The organism is Brasilonema bromeliae SPC951 (genome assembly GCF_012912135.1).
GTDB lineage: Bacteria > Cyanobacteriota > Cyanobacteriia > Cyanobacteriales > Nostocaceae > Brasilonema > Brasilonema bromeliae.
Window position 1 is genome coordinate 18,169 of the sequence record NZ_QMEB01000008.1, and the last position, 17,411, is coordinate 35,579.

Consider the following 17,411-nt stretch of genomic DNA (forward strand, 5'->3'; position numbering starts at 1 on the left):
GGCACATCGCACTCCATCCCTGCAATCGATTAACATAAAATAGTCCGCAATGGCTACGCACCAGGTGAAAAGCTATGTCAGAAACTACCCTAGCTGCACCATACGTCACACTACCGCCAACCCAGGCAGAACTTCCCTGCGATGATGGTATCCCAATGGAAACTCAACGCCACAAATACCAGATGGACTTGCTGATTGAAACCCTAGAGTTCTGGTTAGCACAACGCGAGGATGGGTTTGTCAGTGGGAATATGTTTGTCTACTACAGTATGGCGCAGGTGCGGAACAAAGATTTTAAAGGACCAGATTTTTTTGTCGTGTTGGGTGTTCCAAAGGGAGAACGCCGCAGTTGGGTTGTTTGGGAAGAGGGTAAAGCGCCAGACTTAGTTATTGAGTTACTTTCTGAGAGTACAGCCGAAGCAGACAAGAATGAGAAAAAGCTGATTTATCAAAATCAAATGCGTGTGCCAGAATATTTCTGGTTTGACCCATTTAATCCTGACGATTGGGCAGGTTTTTCTATCCAACAAGGAGTTTACCAGCCCTTGGTTCCGAATGAACGAAATCAGTTGGTGAGTCAGTCATTAGGGTTAGGATTACAGAGATGGCAAGGTAAGTATAGAGGAGTGGATACTGTTTGGTTACGCTGGGCGACAATGGAAGGAGAAGTGCTACCGACTGGTATGGAAATTGCACAGCAAGAACATCAACTGGCGGAACAAGAACGCCAACGCGCTGAACAGGAATACCAACGCGCGGAACAAGAACGTCAACGTACTGAACAAGTGCGATCGCAGTTACAGCAAACAGTACGAAATTTACTTCAAGCGGGGATGACGGTGGAACAGGTTGCTAAGTTAACGGGTTTAGATGTTTCTCAAGTACAGGAATTAGGGAATTAACCTAATATATAGTTCTCAAAAAGCTTAAAAACTTTGTTGTCCAATGCAGTGGAGAGTTTAGAAGCAAGAACACTTCTTGGAATCCAGTCAAAAGATTTTGGCAAACCAAGTTTTTCCCAAATAACACTCTCTGTAGTGATGCTTGGGTTTTCCAACTCTTGCGCGATGAAAACTCTTCCAGAAATACGATGATGGGTGATACTGTGTGAAAACTTGCTAGACAGTTCCAAAAATTGAAGATGTTCTAGAGATTGAAGAACCTTCTTGACTTCTGAGGCTTCAGTTGCGGTAACTAATGGAAAGCCGACAGTGTTTGAGAGAAATCCTTTTGTTCTGTGGGCGTTCTGCTGAAAGCAGCAGCGCTTCGCTATCGCCACCGTATCTGTCGCCTTCCTCCAAAACACCAAAGCAAATAACTCCACATCCACCGTATCACGTCGTGGTTTTTTGGGAGGACAAATTTCAACGCAATTGTGTGCAAAAGCCAAACATTGTTCCCGTATTGGGCACAAAAGGCACAGAGGTTTCGATTTCCGACAAACAGTCGCTCCCAACTCCATTATTGCCTGGTTAAAGTCACCAGGACGTTCCTCAGGAATCATCTGATCAACATGAGTTTGAATCGCTGATTTTCCAGAAGAACTCCACACATCCTCAGATAAAGCAAGCAAACGACTCACTACTCGTACAACATTACCATCAACACAGGCAACTTTTTCGTTGAAGCAAATACTTGCAATCACAGACGCCGTGTAAGGTCCACAACCAGGAATTTTCAACCACTCATAATATGATTGCGGAAAATGACCTTCAAGCTGCTCAACAATAAACTTTGCACCTTTCTTTAAGTTACGGGCACGAGCATAATAGCCTAATCCTGACCAAAGTTGACGCAATATCTCTTCATCACAAGTAGCAAGGTCATCAACAGTGGGAAGGTGCTTAACAAATTCTGAGAATTTTGGCACAACCACAGCGAGAGTTGTTTGTTGACTCATCACCTCACACACCCAGGTGTGATAGATGTTGATTTTCTGACGCCAAGGCAATGGTCTGTAGTGATGATCGTACCACGCAAGGAGTTTCTCAGCACATTGATTCACTATCCAACCTTTGTTCACTCCAAGATAAATCCTAGCAATGTCAAAACCCATCTCAGAATTGAAATGGGTTTTGTAAAGTTATTCTGCTAAAAATGAGAGTTGTCGCTTTAGAAAAAATTCATGATAGTGATGACACCAGCGCTGGTCAGCATGACCAAAGCTCCCATAACTAAAGACTGGCTCAGTGGGTTTGGAGTTTTGGAATCGTTCATCTGTAGAATCCTTTAATCTAATCTTAAAGATTCTATTAACAATATCAGTATTGCCACATATATAAATGGAAACATAGTAAAACTTAAATTAGCTTAATTTATCTTAGTAAACACGGTAGTTGTCACTCAACTCAAGATGCATACTTGTGCAAAACTTTCTGAAACATGAATTTTTGTAAAAGTCTTGAGTACTGAGTGCTTAAGAAGAACGCAGAACACAGAATATCTCCACAAATAAGATGATACTGTTGGTCAATTCACCAGGGGTGTTACGCCGCAGTCACTCTCGTTCCCAGGCTCCAGCCTGGGAATGCAATTCGCTGTGGGCTGCTCTGCCTTCAGTGGCTCAAGAGGCGGAGCCTAAGCGTGCTGCATTCCTTGCCAGAGACAAGGAACGAGACATATTTTGAGTTACTTAGACCCACTGCCTCTTGGCAAAGGTTACCGAATATGATATGTACTTAATTCCGACCGATATATGTGCCTTTGTAGTGTAAAATTAAATTTAACTAAGCAAAAAAAATCATTGGACTGGAGAAGAATTAATGACTGTTTCGCCAGCGACTACATCCCAAACCGCCGCTTTTGACCTAGACCAACTCAATCAGAAATTTGAAACCGCTCATCCAAGAGATATACTGGCGTGGTCTATAGAAAATATTTCAACTGGACTCGTGCAAACCAGCGCCTTTAACGTAGATGACATCATCATCACGCATATTCTCTACGTTGACCTCAAGCACCCAGTCCCAGTGATCTTCCTCGACACGCTGTACCACTTCCGCGAAACTCTAGAACTGGTTGCGAAAGTCAAAGACACTTACAATTTAGACTTGAAAGTTTACAAAACCCCAGATGTAGACACTCGCGAAGCCTTTGAAGCAAAATATGGCGAAGCACTTTGGGATACAGATATTGCTAAATTCCACGAAGTCACCAAAATAGAACCATTGCAACGAGGTATAGCCGAACTCAATACCGTCGCTTGGATTACCGGACGTCGTCGCGATCAAGCTGTCACCCGTGCGAATATGCCCATATTTGAACTTGACAGCAACAACCGCCTAAAAATCAATCCTCTCGCAAACTGGACACGTAAACAAAGCTGGGAGTATGTCGCTGAACATGGCGTCATCTACAACCCCCTACACGACCAAGGTTATCCCAGCATTGGCGATGAACCCATCACAACCCGAGTCGGTGAAGGCGAAGATGAACGCGCTGGACGTTGGCGGGGAACTGGTAAGACTGAGTGTGGAATTCATATCTAACAAGATGGGAAGATGAGGTGATGGGGAAAAGAAGAATTTCCCCTAACTCTTCCTCCTCGCCCTCTGTTTTGCTACGAGAACCCTATCTTGTTATTTCGACATAACCGCAAGGTTTTAAGCCACCGAGAATATGCACAATGGTTCCTGTTTGTGTATCGTTATCGTACAACAAACCTTTATCGCTCAGAGTTTCTACGGCTGTTTTTGGCTCGAAATATTTTAATATCCGTATTTATCTTTACATAGTTTGTTTTTTTCACCCTGACTTACTTAACTTAATCCTAGTGTTCCATCGCTAAATATCAAGCACCACCACTAAACTCCCCGGTTGAGAAATACAAATCAATACTGAACCTTGATCAATTGCAGCGGTTGGTTCTTCCTGATAAGCAACCTCACCTGCGTTAATTTTACACATACAAGTCCCACAAATACCCGCACGACAACTGAAGGGAGGATTAATATCATTCGCTTCCGCAAATTCGAGAATGCTGCCATCTCCCTGCTTCCAATTCAGGGTTTTGCCAGATTTTGCAAAGACAATCTCTGCCTCTTGCACTTCCTCACCTATAGTTGCAGCAGGGGGTTGGGTTTCGGACGCAACTTTCATCGGTTTACCGAAAGATTCAAAGAAGACTCTACTGTCAGGTACTCCCGATTCCTTGAGTCCTTGCATAATAGACTGCATAAAGGATGGAGAACCACACAGGAAATACTCTGCCTGTTGCCCAACTAACTGTTTAATGAGGGCAGCATCGACATAACCAACACTGTGGTAGTGTCCCTCATCTTCAGGAGTGGGACGGCTGTAGCGAAAATGCACATGCAAGTTAGGATTTTGTTGCGCTAAACCCGTAACCTCTTCTCGGAAGGCGTGAAATCTACCATCTCTGGCACCATGTACAAACCAAATCGGACGGTTAGGGTTGAGACGAGTTGCAGCTTTCGCCATACTCATCATGGGAGTAATACCAACGCCATTGCTAATCAGCACTGCGGGGATGGACTTTTTAACATCTAAAACAAATTTGCCGTTTGGTGGTTTCGCCGGAATGATCGAACCAGAGTGAATGCGATCGTGCATAAAGTTAGACGCTACACCAGGCGGTACATCTAAACCTTTGGGAGTAGGTTCACGCTTAATAGATAGACGATAATATTCACTTAAGTCAGAGTAATCAGAAAGCGAGTAGGTGCGAATCACAGGTTTATTCTGTCCGGGAATGTCCAGCTTGATTGTTAAGAATTGCCCCGGTTGAAAGTTAGGAATTTCGCCCTTATCCTCTGGTTGCAAGTAGAAAGAAGTAATTTCCTCGCTCTCTTTCACTTTACGAACAACTACAAAATTTCGCCAATCTTTCCAAATCTTGCTGCTGGGTTTTACTTCTGTAGATACTGATGTTTCCTGACTTGCCTGACTCGTCATGAATAAGCCAAAGATAGCACCGCAACCTGTTCCCAAGAGTGAGGAATAAACTCCAACACCAAAAGCAGATTTATCTTTGGAATTAGTTAGCCCAATAGCCACACCAGAAACGATGGTAACTACTGAAAATGCAATACTTGCAGCCGTCGCACTTCTGAGAATGGGATTTTTAATTCGTCGAATATTTTCTAACATTCCCTGTCTCCTGTTCATCTGTAGACATTAACTAATACGTAACAGTTGAAATAAAGCAATCATGTAAAATAGACAAAAAGCTGGCTGGTCAGATTTTGCTAACTGAACGATACAAAATGAGTTTCAGCAGACAGGACTTCTCTTGCACAGCTAATTATTACCAGAGATGTTTGACTTGGTAGTAAAAATATTTAAATTTCATGATGATAAATTTCTCGATGCAACATCAATTAGCGGTGATACTTTTGACTTGAACTTTAAATTGATTGTTGCTTGAAGAATTAGTCTACAGATTATGATTATCTAAGGATTTCCGTGTATAAACCTTAGATTGTATCTAGAAAGCTCTTATGACTTTCTCAGTTAATTCTAACTTTTCATTTGCTATGTATAAAATAATGCTTTTCCCGATGCAACACCGCCGCCGTATTTACAAGAAGCCTTTGCTGGTCAATGTTTGGGTTGACAGCTAGTTATCGCCTCTTGCAATAACTCACTGTCCACATCCCACCATTGTTGTAACTCAATCAAAACTGGATAAAGTCTTGTATCTTCTATTTCTTTTGCTGCTTCAACAGATAATCTGCCCACACAGCCACAGGAGAGTTCTGCTATTAATGGATTAATGACTCTCTCATCTTTTCTAATCGCTAAACCCAACAATGCTTCTCCACGGATTTCAGCGATGGTGTCTTCTTCCCCTATCTCTAGAATCACACGTTGAAATAAAGCATCTCGAATGGCTTGCGTATTAGTTTCTATTTGATAACCCAAACTAAAAGTTGCCCAATTCCTGATATCTTCATCCTCATCACAAGATAAATCAATCAGTGCCTGAATTGCCAATTCCTCTTCTTGACACAGCAAGCCAAAAACAACGCCCATACGGACATCTGCATCTCTGTGGCTTTTTAACTTGACCAATGGTACAACACCTCTCGAATCCCCTAAATGTCCGAAAGCATATCCAATAGAAGAAAGAACATTTGGGTTTTCTTCACTCTTACATAAATTTAAAAGAATTTCCCCACATTCTTTTGGATAACTTCTTTCTGGTATTCCTAAATATCCTAATATATCAACTCCTAAACTTCTTTCTTTTGGATTTTGACTTTCACACAATCGTGATGCAGCTTCAAATTCCTCATCACTCCCACGCGCTCGCAAAATCCACACTAAATCCCAATAAGTCTCATTATCTTCTTCAGTGAGTGCTAATTTGACTAACTCTTTTGTACTTCGTGGATCATTTCTTAAGTTTTCAAAATAATTATTATTTACGCTCATATCAGATTTTATTCCCCTAGATATCATCAGTACTTATCGGCTTAAAGGTAAACTGTTCGGTAAGCGTTCTAATTTGATAGGCAGATTGGTTATCATTAGGACTTACGCACAAGTTACGAAAGAACAAGACTGTAGTTACGACTTACGTCGCAATGACGCAACCACGTTATTTTTACGTAAGTCCAGATCATTTTTCAATAATAAAGTATTAGACAAATCACCATAGCAAAGGACAACTATGATTAAAATCCTCCACCTCTCCGACATCCACATGGGAAGCGGCTTTTCCCACGGACGAATTAATCCTGAAACAGGAATTAACACACGTTTGAGTGATTTTGTCAATAGCCTATCTCGATGTATTGACCGAGCGTTAGCAGAACCAGTGGATTTGGTTGTATTTGGCGGTGATGCTTTCCCCGATGCGACACCAGCGCCCTATGTACAAGAAGCCTTTGCTGGTCAGTTTCGCCGCCTTGTCGATGCAAACATCCCTACTGTACTGTTGGTGGGAAACCACGACCAACACACCCAAGGACAAGGAGGAGCAAGTCTATGTATTTACCGTGCTTTAGGAGTCCCAGGAGTTGTCGTAGGTGATACCTTAAAAACTCATCGCATCCAAACCCGCAATGGAAGTGTGCAGGTTATTACCCTTCCTTGGCTAACCCGTTCCACGCTGATGACTCGCCAGGAAACCGAAGGTGCATCTGTGGCGGAAGTCAACCAACTGCTGACTGAACGTCTGCGGGTTGTTCTAGAAGGAGAAACTCGTCGCCTTGACCCCAATGTGCCAACTGTTCTTTTGGGTCACTTGATGATGGATAATGCAAATTTGGGAGCTGAGCGTTTTCTAGCAGTTGGTAAAGGCTTTACACTTCCCTTATCTTTGCTGACGCGACCTTGTTTTGATTACGTAGCGCTAGGACACGTCCATCGCCATCAAAACCTGAATAAATCTAATAATCCTCCCGTGATTTATCCAGGGAGTATTGAGCGGGTAGATTTTAGCGAAGAAAAGGAGGACAAGGGCTACGTTATGGTAGAACTGGAGAAAGGTCGTGTTCAATGGGAATTTTGTCCTTTGCCAGTTCGGGCTTTCCACACAATTGAGGTAGATCTCTCTAAAGCTGAAGATCCGCAGGCGGCGATCATGAAAGCCTTAGCCAAGCGTGATATCCAAGATGCTGTTGTGCGGCTCATTTACAAACTTCGCTCAGAGCAGTTGGATTTAATTGATAGCGCCTCGCTGCATACTGCTTTAAGTTCAGCGCATACTTATACCATTCAACCAGAATTGGCTAGTCAGTTAGCTCGACCCCGTGTTCCAGAATTAAGTGCGAGTAATAGCATCGACCCGATAGAAGCGCTAAGAACTTATTTGAATAACCGGGACGACCTCAAAGACATAGCAGCATCAATGCTGGAAGCGGCGCACAATTTACTAGCAGATGATGTGGAAATATGTCTAGAATCAGCAACTCAGGAATAAGAATGTCAAAATGATCTGTCGGTAGAAGGTAGAGATGCTCAGCTACGTCTCCTGTAAAATTTAAGGTTAATTGCTAATTAATCTGGCAAAATTGCAATATTCTCAACTTTGTGGTGAATTTTTCTTACCACAGAGTGGTGACACAAAAAAAATAGTTGCCAGGTGGACCCTATATGTCCTTCTACCCTCAGATAAAACAGTTTCTACTCGGTAAAACATTACCTACAAGCGCTCACGCTGAAGAACGATTGAGTAATGCAGCGGCTTTAGCAGTGCTTTCATCGGATGCGCTTTCCTCGGTTGCTTACGCCACAGAAGAAATTCTGCTGGTTTTAGTGGTAGCGGGAAGTAGCGCTCTTGGTTTGTCTTTGTTTATTGCTATAGCAATTATCATCCTACTAGCAATAGTCGTGCTTTCTTATCGACAAACTATTCGAGCTTATCCCCAAGGCGGTGGTTCCTATATTGTTGCTAGGGAAAACTTGGGTCTATACCCAGGACTGGTGGCAGGAGGTTCTCTGATGATTGACTATATTCTAACAGTCACCGTCAGTATATCTGCGGGTACAGCCGCCCTTACCTCAGCATTTCCAGTCCTACAACCCTTCACAGTCAGCCTTTGCTTGATTTTTATTGTCTTGTTGACGCTGGCAAATCTTCGAGGTGTGAAGGAATCAGGTAATATATTCATGATTCCTACTTATGCCTTTATTGCTAGCATTTTTGTACTCATTGTCCTTGGTTTGTTTAAACAAGCGACAGGACAAGTACCGACAGAATATCCCAACATACCTGTCAAAGAAGGACTGAGTTTATTCTTCATTTTGAGAGCTTTTTCTGCTGGTTGTACTGCACTCACAGGAGTGGAAGCAATATCTGATGGTGTTCTGGCTTTTAAGCAACCAGAGTGGAAAAATGCCCGCCTCACGTTGCTCTACTTGGGCATTATTCTAGGTTTTATGTTTGTAGGAATTACCTACTTATCCAATGTATATCATATTGTTCCTGAAGAGGGGCAAACAGTGGTTTCTCAGTTAGGTAGGCTCATTGTTGGAACAGGACCATTTTATTTCTTTGTCCAAGTTGTCACGCTGTTAATTTTACTTTTAGCAGCAAATACCAGCTTTGCTGATTTTCCCAGACTTTGTTACTTTTTGGCACGGGACGGATTTTTGCCGAGACAATTGTCGCTGTTGGGCGATCGCCTAGTCTACTCCAATGGCATTATTCTCCTCAGCGTCTGTGCGGCTATCTTAGTGATTATCTTCAAAGGAAGTGTAAATGCTGTTATTCCCCTGTACGCGGTGGGGGTATTCACTTCATTTACCCTATCACAAGCTGGAATGGTACGCCGCTGGTTCCATGAACGCACACCAGGTTGGCAAGCTAGTGCTTTAATGAATGGTTTGGGAGCTATTGCGACAGTTGTAGTTCTAGGGGTGATCATATCAACGAAGTTCCTGGGTGGAGCGTGGTTAGTAGTGGTAGCAATTCCTGTGGTTGTCAGTATATTTCTAGCCATTCACCGCCACTATCAATACGTCGCCCAACGTCTCAGTATTGAAGGATTACCACCTCGCAGTTATACTCCTAGAGTCAAGCCGGAAGTTATCACTCATCCTGCTGTGGTTGTAGTAGGACAACTCAATCGGGGAACTGTAGAGGCTTTGGACTACGCACGCACGATTGCTGATGAAATTGTTGCAATTCACGTAGATCTTAGTTCTACCGAGGGAGAAAAGCTGCAAGAACAATGGCGACAATTAGAGTCAGATATTCCTTTGGTGATTATCGAGTCACCCTACCGTTCTGTGATATCTCCTATTGTCGAATTTGTTGGTGAGTTTGAAGACCGTTATCACGACACTTACACAACTGTTATTATTCCTGCTTTTGTGACTCGTAATTGGTGGGAAGGTCTTTTGCACAACCAAACAACTTTGTTTTTAAAAACGGCTTTACGTGCTCAAAAGAGTCGAGTTATCACAACTGTTAGGTATTACTTGTAATAGTTCCGTTTTACGGTAAATTTACCCCGAAGCCCGGTTTTTCCAAAAGCCGGGTTTTGACATTTTTAGGTTTACGCAAGAGTTTCACTCCCCTGAGGTAAGCCCAGAGGGTATGCCTACCGCACGCTGCATCGGCGCAACCCTCGCCATCTTCCTTAAACTTATCCTTAAATTTAAAGTTTTAATGAGACTTTATTTCATTAATTTTGATTTTAGTGTAAGCTCTTTTCTACAGTTGTTAAATAAAATTCTCAACAAACTTCAGACAGGCGTAAAATGACAACTTCTACACATCCGTTGTTGGTGCAGCAAGACTTGACCAACTCACCTTGGTGGGCTGGTAACTTTCGTCTCACCAATCTATCAGGTAAATTACTGGGCGCTCATGTTGCCCATGCTGGATTGATTTTGTTATGGGCTAAGGAAATGACGCTGTTTGAGGTGTCTCACTTCAATCCTCATCAGCCAATGTATGAGCAATAGCGAACAGTTAATTGCTAACTTCTTTTATTACTGTTAGCTATTCACAAGCTTCACGGGAAATTGAGAACTCTAATTACTTACAGGATAAATGAATGTCTAAACAACCAGATGCCATTTGGTTGAACACAAGCCCTAGTTTGTTATGCTTTGCTCAACCATTGTTGCGTGAATTGTCACGTTCTGTAACTATTGCCCAGTGGGAATATACTCAAACTCAGGATGAGGCGAGTTCTTTGGATGTTGCAACACTGCTGGTAGATGATTATCTTCAATCAATCAAGCAACCAGTGCATTTGATTGGTCATAGCACGGGAGGATTACTAGCACTGCTATATACACGTCGATATCCAGAAAAAGTTAAATCTTTAACCCTGTTAGCTGTGGGTGCTGATGCAGCCCTTGACTGGCAAGCTCATTACTATAACCATCGCGTATCCTTGACTCGGGAAAAAATTCTCAATGCAATGGTGTATAACCTATTTGGCTATCAGAATGAACACGCTGTCAAGCGTCTGGAGAATCTTTTGGAACGAGATTTAGATTGCTCGCTTTCACCTCACTCCCTGTTTAAACGACTAAGCATGGTTCCCAGTCCAGTCCCTGCGCCTTTAATGGTTTGTGGTAGCACTAACGATATCATTGTAGAACCTGACGCTCTGGAAGGATGGCGACCGTTTTTGATGGAGGGCGATCGCTATTGGGAATGTCAAAAAGGACGGCATTTCTTTCACTTCTTCCAGCCGACTCTCGTAGCAGAACAGATTCTCGACTTCTGGCAATCTCTATACCAAATCTCTAAAAAACCACTACAGATCAGAAAATAACTCTAGAGGTGTCCATAAAGACGCTCACGTTGCACCAAAGTTATCCTGTAGCCAAGCGATCCGCAGTTTGCGCGATTGGGCAAAACCCTAAGTTCAGCCGCAAGGCAACTTAGGGTAGTTTATTAAGAATTGTCTCTGTCTATGATATTGGTAAGTTACACTCTTTTCAGATGTTGGCATAGAGCTTGATCAATATTTCATATCTATTACAATGAGCAGTTTCTGTAAAGCTTGTCATTTAAGGTAGGAAAGATTGATAGTTCAGAGAATTTCAGGTGGACATCGTGTATGAGAGTCAAATACCAAGATCAACGAAAACAAACAGCTCTAATTACAGGCGCAGCGAGTGGTATTGGTTACGAATTAGCACACCTTTTTGCCCGTGATACTTACAATCTTGTCTTAGTAGATAAAAATGGACAAAAACTCTCCGAAATGGCGGAGACATTTCCACAAAAGTTCGGCATTTATGTGACAAAAATTGTTAAGGATTTATCTATTTCAACCGCTCCTGAAGAAATTTTTACAGACGTGCAACAAGCATCTATAAAGGTTGATGTGCTGGTGAATAATGCTGGATTTGGTAACTATGGCTTATTTCACGAAACCAACCTCACTGCAGAACTGGATATGCTACAGGTCAATTTGGTATCTCTGACCCATTTAACGAAACTATTCCTAAAGGATATGGTCAATCAAGGCAACGGAACAATCTTAAATGTTGCCTCAACAGCTGCATTTCAACCAGGACCTTTAATGGCAGTTTATTCCGCTACTAAAAGTTATATTTTATTCTTTTCAGAAGCGCTAGCTAATGAGTTAAAGGATACAGGTGTCACTGTGACTGTTCTTTGTCCAGGACCGACAGAATCTGCTTTTCATAAAATAACCGGGATGGCTGACTCTGAACTGCTCAAAAACAAGAAGATGATGAGTGCAGAAACTGTAGCCAAAATTGGCTATAGTGGTTTATTGGCGAAGGCAACTGTTGTGATTCCGGGTGTGAAAAATAAGATACTGGCTGAATTAGTAAGATTTGCTCCCAGAAAGCTAGTGACAAAAGTAGTAAGAAGTATGCATGAGGGAAAAATTAAGTAATCTAATTTAAATCTTATTTTTCTTCAAAAAGATATTTGTGGTACTATAGCAGTCCTAAATTTGTGAACAACAAGATTCCCGATTTCTAAAACAAGTCGGGAATCTGAGCATGCGCGACTTATGCGCTACGCGCAGGCTATGCCAACACAAATCAAATAGGATTGCTATTTAAAACGTGGGGATAGGATGTCACTGTAGTTACTTGCTAACTGGTACTTTATTTTCACGCAAGTCCCTGACTCGACAAATGTGCTGTTAACCAAGCCTTACTCGATAGTCTTCATAAGAAAACTGCCGCAAGATCTCGAATGTGCCGTTTTTCTTAAGTATACCGATTGATGGATGAATCACTCCGTTGAACATTGTCGTTTTTACCATCGTATAGTGCATCATATCCTCAAAAATGATGCGATCGCTAACTGACAAGTCGTAACAGAAGGCATAATCACCAAGAAAATCTCCTGCTAAACAACTTGAGCCACCCATGCGGTACGCTTTCTCTCCCTTCTGTGGTTCATGGGCTCCCCGAATAACAGGCTTATAAGGCATTTCTAAACAATCAGGCATATGAGCGGTAAACGATATATCCAAAATGACATTCGTGATATCAGTGGTGGGAATTATATCTCGCACAGTACTTAGCAAAAACCCCGTTTCCCAAGCAACTGCAGAACCTGGTTCCAGAATCAGTTCAATATGAGGGTAACGATTGTGAAACGCCTTGAGAACTTTAATCGCATGTGCAATATCATACCCTTGACGAGTCATCAAGTGACCACCTCCAAGATTAAGCCATTTTAGCTGCGGTAGAAAATGCCCGAAAAATTGTTCTATGTGTATGAGGGTTTTTTCCAACTCATGGGAATCGCTCTCACATAAGTTGTGAGATAAAAAACCGTCTATTCCCTGCGGTAACAAAGTACCAAGATGTTCTGGAGAAACACCAAGACGTGTAAATGGTTGACAAGGATTATAAAGCGCAGTCTTAACAGGTGAGTACTGGGGGTTAATCCGAAGCCCTATTGATGGTGGAGAAGGCGATCGTTCAATGAGTGGTCTAAATCGTTCCCATTGACTCAGAGAGTTAAATGTTATGTGAGAAGCATATGTCATAATTGCAGACATATCCTCATCACGATAGGCAGGAGAATATACATGAAGCTCCCCTCCAAATTCTTCCGCAGCTAGTTGCGCTTCCCAAAGCGAGCTTGCAGATGCCCCGTGAAGTGTCTTTCGTATCAGCGGAAAGCAATGAAATAGGGAGAAAGCTTTGAGAGCGAGAAGGACTCGTACAGGTGTTTCTTGTTGCACTCGTTCAAAAACTGCGAGGTTTTGCTCAAGACGTGCTTCTTCCAGTACGAAACAAGGTGATGGGATCGTTGCCAAAACTGAGTTTCTAGTGTCCGTCATCCTTAGTTATCCTCGAATGGAGATGGCTGATCAATCACTTCATGCCAGGGAAGACCAAGAGGTCCTAACAGTTCCATAAAAGGGTTAGGATCATACTGCTCGACATTAAACACTCCCGGCTGTTTCCAGAGTCCATTAACCACCATTAATGAACCGATCACCGCTGGAACACCTGTGGTGTAAGAGATTGCCTGTGCATTAACCTCTTGATATGCCTGAGTGTGCTCACAGTTATTGTATATATAGTAGCTGCGCTCTTTTCCATTTTTAACCCCACGAATATGACAACCAATGGATGTTTGTCCTGTATAATTCTCTGCTAAGGATGAAGGCTCCGGAAGGAGAGCTTTGAGAAACTTCAACGGCACAATTTTAGTTCCCTCATAATCAATTGGATCAATACGTGTCAACCCAAGATTTTGAAGTACTTGAAGATGGTTTATGTAGCTTTGTGAAAACGTCATCCAAAAACGTGCTCTCTTAATAGTTGGAATATGCTTGACTAGAGATTCAAGCTCTTCGTGATAAAGAAGATATGACTCTTTTATACCAATTTCTGGATAAGAGATTGGACGATGAATCGAAAGAGAAGGGACTTCTATCCATGTGCCATTCTCATAATACTTGCCAGGTTGCGTTATTTCACGGATGTTGATCTCTGGGTTAAAGTTTGTAGCAAATACCTGTCCATGATTTCCAGCGTTGCAATCAACAATATCCAGATAGTGAATTTCATCAAAATAATGTTTGAGCGCATAGGCTGTAAAAATTCCCGTCACTCCAGGATCAAACCCACATCCGAGAATAGCGGTTATTCCCGCGTTTTTGTAACGCTCGTGATATTTCCACTGCCAACTGTATTCAAATTTTGCCTCGTCAGGAGGTTCGTAGTTTGCGGTATCGAGATAGTGAACTCCTACTTCAAGACACGCATCCATTAGTGCTAAATCCTGATAAGGAAGTGCCACATTAATGAGAATATCAGGACGAAACTCTTTAAGAAGCTTGACTGTATCATTAACATTATCTGCATCAAGTTCAGCTATCTTGACTTTTGGTGACGAGACACTTTCAGCAATACGATGGCACTTGTCAATTGTCCGACTTGCTAGAAGAATGTGTGAAAACTCTTCTCGTGCAGCACATTTGTGTACAACAACATTCCCTACCCCACCTGCTCCAACTATCATCACTCGTGCCATACTGCTGCTCCTTGTCTAACTGTGTCTATTGCTTTATATCTTATTAACACTTCTGACTTCTAAATTTTTCAAATCTAATCGGATCACCTATTTTATTTTCCGGTCTGATGATATAGGATTCCTTTTTGATTTTTGTTCAGCTAGGTACAGTTTATATTCCCTGTTCCCTGTTAAGCGTTCCCTGTTAAGCGTTCCCTGTTAAGCGTTCCCTACCTTAACTAGTACATTCATAAACAAAACCGGATTCCTATATCTCCTCATTAATTTCGGGTAGGTAATGATTTTAGCTGCTCTCTGGAGTAATAATCAAGTTGTAAAAAATCAAGATTTGAGCTTTTTAGAGGTTAAAAATCTCGTTTTCTGGGTAGTCAACAAACTTCTTAATGATTTCCTGGAAGTAGCAAAATAGATCCTCGATGGTCTCTGTTTTGAACGAATCGGTACTACAATACCCTGCAATTTGGATTAATTTAGAATCTGCACCATATGAAGAAACATGAAATTCTAGAAGATCATCCTCATTCCATAGTTCATTTTCACACGGCACTGATAAAATTTCTAGTTGAGGGACTCACTAGAACAAGGTCTTGTATGCCTAATTATGGAAGGAACCATCGCAATAGAGGCAGTAGGTCTACCTTTGAGTATTTTATTGAATTCCACCAACGGCAGTTGCTGATTATTGTTGGCTTCACTAACTGTTTGATTGACTTGTTTTAAAAGGGTAATTCCTGTCTGATGACCATCCAGTTGAGTTCGTAAAAATACCTCATTCATAAAGCATCCAAGTATTTTTTATATGGTTGGTGTATTTCTGTTAGCAACTGTAGTCAAAACTAGAATGTAGGATTGTCCACTCCATTTGAATAAGAGTATTTTAAAAGCAGTCAAAATGATCGTGAAGATACTAACTCCTTGGAAACTATCGAGAGTTTTTAATTTCTGTTGTTATATCTGAATCTTGATTAAAAACATTGATCTGATGGTGTGAATCTAAGGGTGCTTTGTTCATATTAACTGCTAGAAAATGACGGTAATAACGATTTAAAAATAGGTATAATAAGTAAGTCGGCGGGAAAATTTATAAGTATGTAACGAAAATTTAACTAGAAGAATTAGAGTTAAATTTCATACGTTGTATCCTGTAGTTTCCTTTTTCTCCTCTAGCTTGAACACCATCAATTACCGCGTAGGCAAGGTCTAACTCATCATCAAACATTCGTCCTGCTAGTTCATCCTTTTTAAGGTGTTGCCACTCTAATTCAATTGGGTTCATTTCAGAACAATATTTGGGCAAAAAGAAGATATATAAACCCATCTGTTCCCACTTTGACCACATCTGTTGGACTTCTTTGCACCGATGTATTGCGCCATTGTCTTGGACGATTACCCTAATGCGTCCGACATCAGAGGCTTCACGGGCTTCTTTCTCCATCATCTGGATATAAGACTTGCGATCAACACCCCCAATCACCAAACCGTAAACAAAACTGATTAGAGGTTGAAAAAACCCGATAATGCTTAGTCTTCGACCCCGACGCTTTGTCTGTTCTAAGCGTTTTTGCTCACCCCGTTGGTAATAGCTGTAACTTGGCTCACTCCATGCACAAAACCCTGATTCATCTAAATACTTGAGGTCTATTTCTCCTGTAGCAGCAGCTAATTCCAACATCTCTAGGTCAGCTTGCTTCTGTTCTCGTACTACAGGGTCTTGTTTTCCTTTATGACTCTTTCTAACTCGCTTCCATATGACCCCCTTTTTTTTAGCACCCGTCTTAACCTGTCGGGACTTAATTTAATAGAGCGTTAAGCGTAGCTCTGCCGTAGGCAATCGCTTTGTAATTTTTGAGCTAATTGAACACTGTTGTATGTACGTGGTTCCTTTTTCAGGCATTGTTCCAAAAAAACTATGTCTGACTCCTTGCACTTGGGTTTTCCCCCTCGACCTGGTAACTCCCAAAGGCTCTCTAGACCTAACTTTTGCCATTTATGTAAAACCTCTCTTACTGTTTGAGGAGTCCAATTAAAATGGGCAGCTATTTTTTCAACGTACCAACCATGTGCATTTAGCCTAACGACCTCTGCTCGGTCTTTAACTTTCTGTGGTACATCCGCAGATCTTAGATTGAACAGGGTTTTGTCTTGTTCACGGGTTAGGAATACCCTGATACGAGCACCCATATCTTACTTACCTCAGTAGATACATTCTCCGTATTTATTTATCTTTACATAGTTTGGTTTTTTCACGCCGTTTTACTTACAGCACTTAATAACTTAACCATCTATAGCTGTTCTCGATTAAGTGAATGCCAGATGATAAAGTATGAACAGTTAGTTAAAGATGTATTGAAATCATACTGAATTTTTGCTAATTCTCTGCCTGATTGCTCTCAAAGGCTGTAAAAATATATTGGTCACACTATTAAATAAATTTAATTATTCATTTTGTAAACCAAAGGTCAGTTTTTCATAGTTGCTTGGCACGTATAAAAAACCA

13 protein-coding genes and 2 pseudogenes are annotated in these 17,411 nt (G+C 41.6%); 7 read left to right on the plus strand and 8 right to left on the minus strand.

The genetic code is table 11. The annotated features are described in order from the left end of the window. Positions 1-74 precede the first annotated feature (74 nt). Positions 75-902, plus strand: a complete 828-nt coding sequence (locus DP116_RS02035) for a Uma2 family endonuclease (RefSeq protein WP_169153587.1) — start codon at positions 75-77, stop codon at positions 900-902. On the opposite strand, the gene DP116_RS02040 is transcribed toward DP116_RS02035, so the two are convergent. Continuing rightward, positions 899-2,056 (minus strand): A/G-specific adenine glycosylase, encoded by a 1,158-nt coding sequence (locus DP116_RS02040; protein ID WP_169153588.1) that lies wholly within the window; start codon positions 2,054-2,056, stop codon positions 899-901. The two genes, DP116_RS02035 and DP116_RS02040, sit on opposite strands and share 4 nt — an antisense overlap. 706 nt (positions 2,057-2,762) lie before the next feature. On the opposite strand from DP116_RS02040, the gene cysH reads away from it, so the two are divergent. Beyond that, on the plus strand, positions 2,763-3,488 hold the full coding sequence (gene cysH, locus DP116_RS02045) for a phosphoadenosine phosphosulfate reductase (RefSeq protein WP_169153589.1): 726 nt from the start codon (positions 2,763-2,765) through the stop codon (positions 3,486-3,488). Positions 3,489-3,570: 82 nt separating this feature from the next. Here the strand turns inward: cysH and DP116_RS30235 are convergent, their stop codons facing one another. From DP116_RS30235 to DP116_RS02060, 3 genes are all read right to left on the minus strand, one after another. Further along, a complete protein-coding gene (locus DP116_RS30235; protein WP_369333944.1) occupies positions 3,571-3,720 on the minus strand; it encodes a peptide ligase PGM1-related protein in 150 nt (49 codons plus the stop codon). A gap of 63 nt (positions 3,721-3,783) precedes the next feature. Continuing rightward, the gene (locus tag DP116_RS02055; RefSeq protein WP_169153591.1) at positions 3,784-5,109 is read right to left on the minus strand and encodes a 2Fe-2S iron-sulfur cluster-binding protein; all 1,326 of its coding nucleotides are present in this window, start codon (positions 5,107-5,109) and stop codon (positions 3,784-3,786) included. A gap of 450 nt (positions 5,110-5,559) precedes the next feature. Beyond that, entirely contained in the window at positions 5,560-6,396 is an 837-nt protein-coding gene (locus tag DP116_RS02060; protein ID WP_169153592.1) for a hypothetical protein, read from the minus strand. 238 nt (positions 6,397-6,634) lie between these two features. Between DP116_RS02060 and sbcD the strand changes: the two genes are divergently transcribed. From sbcD to DP116_RS02085, 5 genes and pseudogenes are all read left to right on the plus strand, one after another. Next, on the plus strand, positions 6,635-7,888 hold the full coding sequence (gene sbcD / locus DP116_RS02065) for an exonuclease subunit SbcD (RefSeq protein ID WP_169153593.1): 1,254 nt from the start codon (positions 6,635-6,637) through the stop codon (positions 7,886-7,888). 173 nt (positions 7,889-8,061) lie between these two features. Continuing rightward, positions 8,062-9,897 (plus strand): APC family permease, encoded by a 1,836-nt coding sequence (locus DP116_RS02070; RefSeq protein WP_169153594.1) that lies wholly within the window; start codon positions 8,062-8,064, stop codon positions 9,895-9,897. 276 nt (positions 9,898-10,173) lie between these two features. Further along, positions 10,174-10,377: pseudogene (locus DP116_RS02075) on the plus strand (chlorophyll a/b binding light-harvesting protein); the annotation flags it as partial. Positions 10,378-10,472: 95 nt separating this feature from the next. Continuing rightward, the gene (locus tag DP116_RS02080) at positions 10,473-11,204 is read left to right on the plus strand and encodes an alpha/beta fold hydrolase (protein ID WP_169153595.1); all 732 of its coding nucleotides are present in this window, start codon (positions 10,473-10,475) and stop codon (positions 11,202-11,204) included. A gap of 288 nt (positions 11,205-11,492) precedes the next feature. Then, positions 11,493-12,302: an SDR family NAD(P)-dependent oxidoreductase gene (locus DP116_RS02085; RefSeq protein WP_169153596.1), complete on the plus strand. Its 810-nt coding sequence runs from the start codon at positions 11,493-11,495 to the stop codon at positions 12,300-12,302. A 255-nt stretch (positions 12,303-12,557) separates the two neighbouring features. On the opposite strand, the gene nspC is transcribed toward DP116_RS02085, so the two are convergent. The 4 genes and pseudogenes from nspC to DP116_RS02105 all read right to left on the minus strand — a co-directional run bounded on the left by nspC (position 12,558) and on the right by DP116_RS02105 (position 17,095). After that, on the minus strand, positions 12,558-13,712 hold the full coding sequence (nspC, locus tag DP116_RS02090) for a carboxynorspermidine decarboxylase (protein WP_169153597.1): 1,155 nt from the start codon (positions 13,710-13,712) through the stop codon (positions 12,558-12,560). A 2-nt stretch (positions 13,713-13,714) separates the two neighbouring features. Then, positions 13,715-14,914: a saccharopine dehydrogenase family protein gene (locus tag DP116_RS02095; RefSeq protein ID WP_169153598.1), complete on the minus strand. Its 1,200-nt coding sequence runs from the start codon at positions 14,912-14,914 to the stop codon at positions 13,715-13,717. Between the two features lie 558 nt (positions 14,915-15,472). Then, positions 15,473-15,691: a hypothetical protein gene (locus tag DP116_RS02100; RefSeq protein ID WP_169153599.1), complete on the minus strand. Its 219-nt coding sequence runs from the start codon at positions 15,689-15,691 to the stop codon at positions 15,473-15,475. Between the two features lie 325 nt (positions 15,692-16,016). Further along, positions 16,017-17,095 (minus strand): annotated as a pseudogene (locus DP116_RS02105) (IS630 family transposase). Positions 17,096-17,411: the final 316 nt, after the last annotated feature.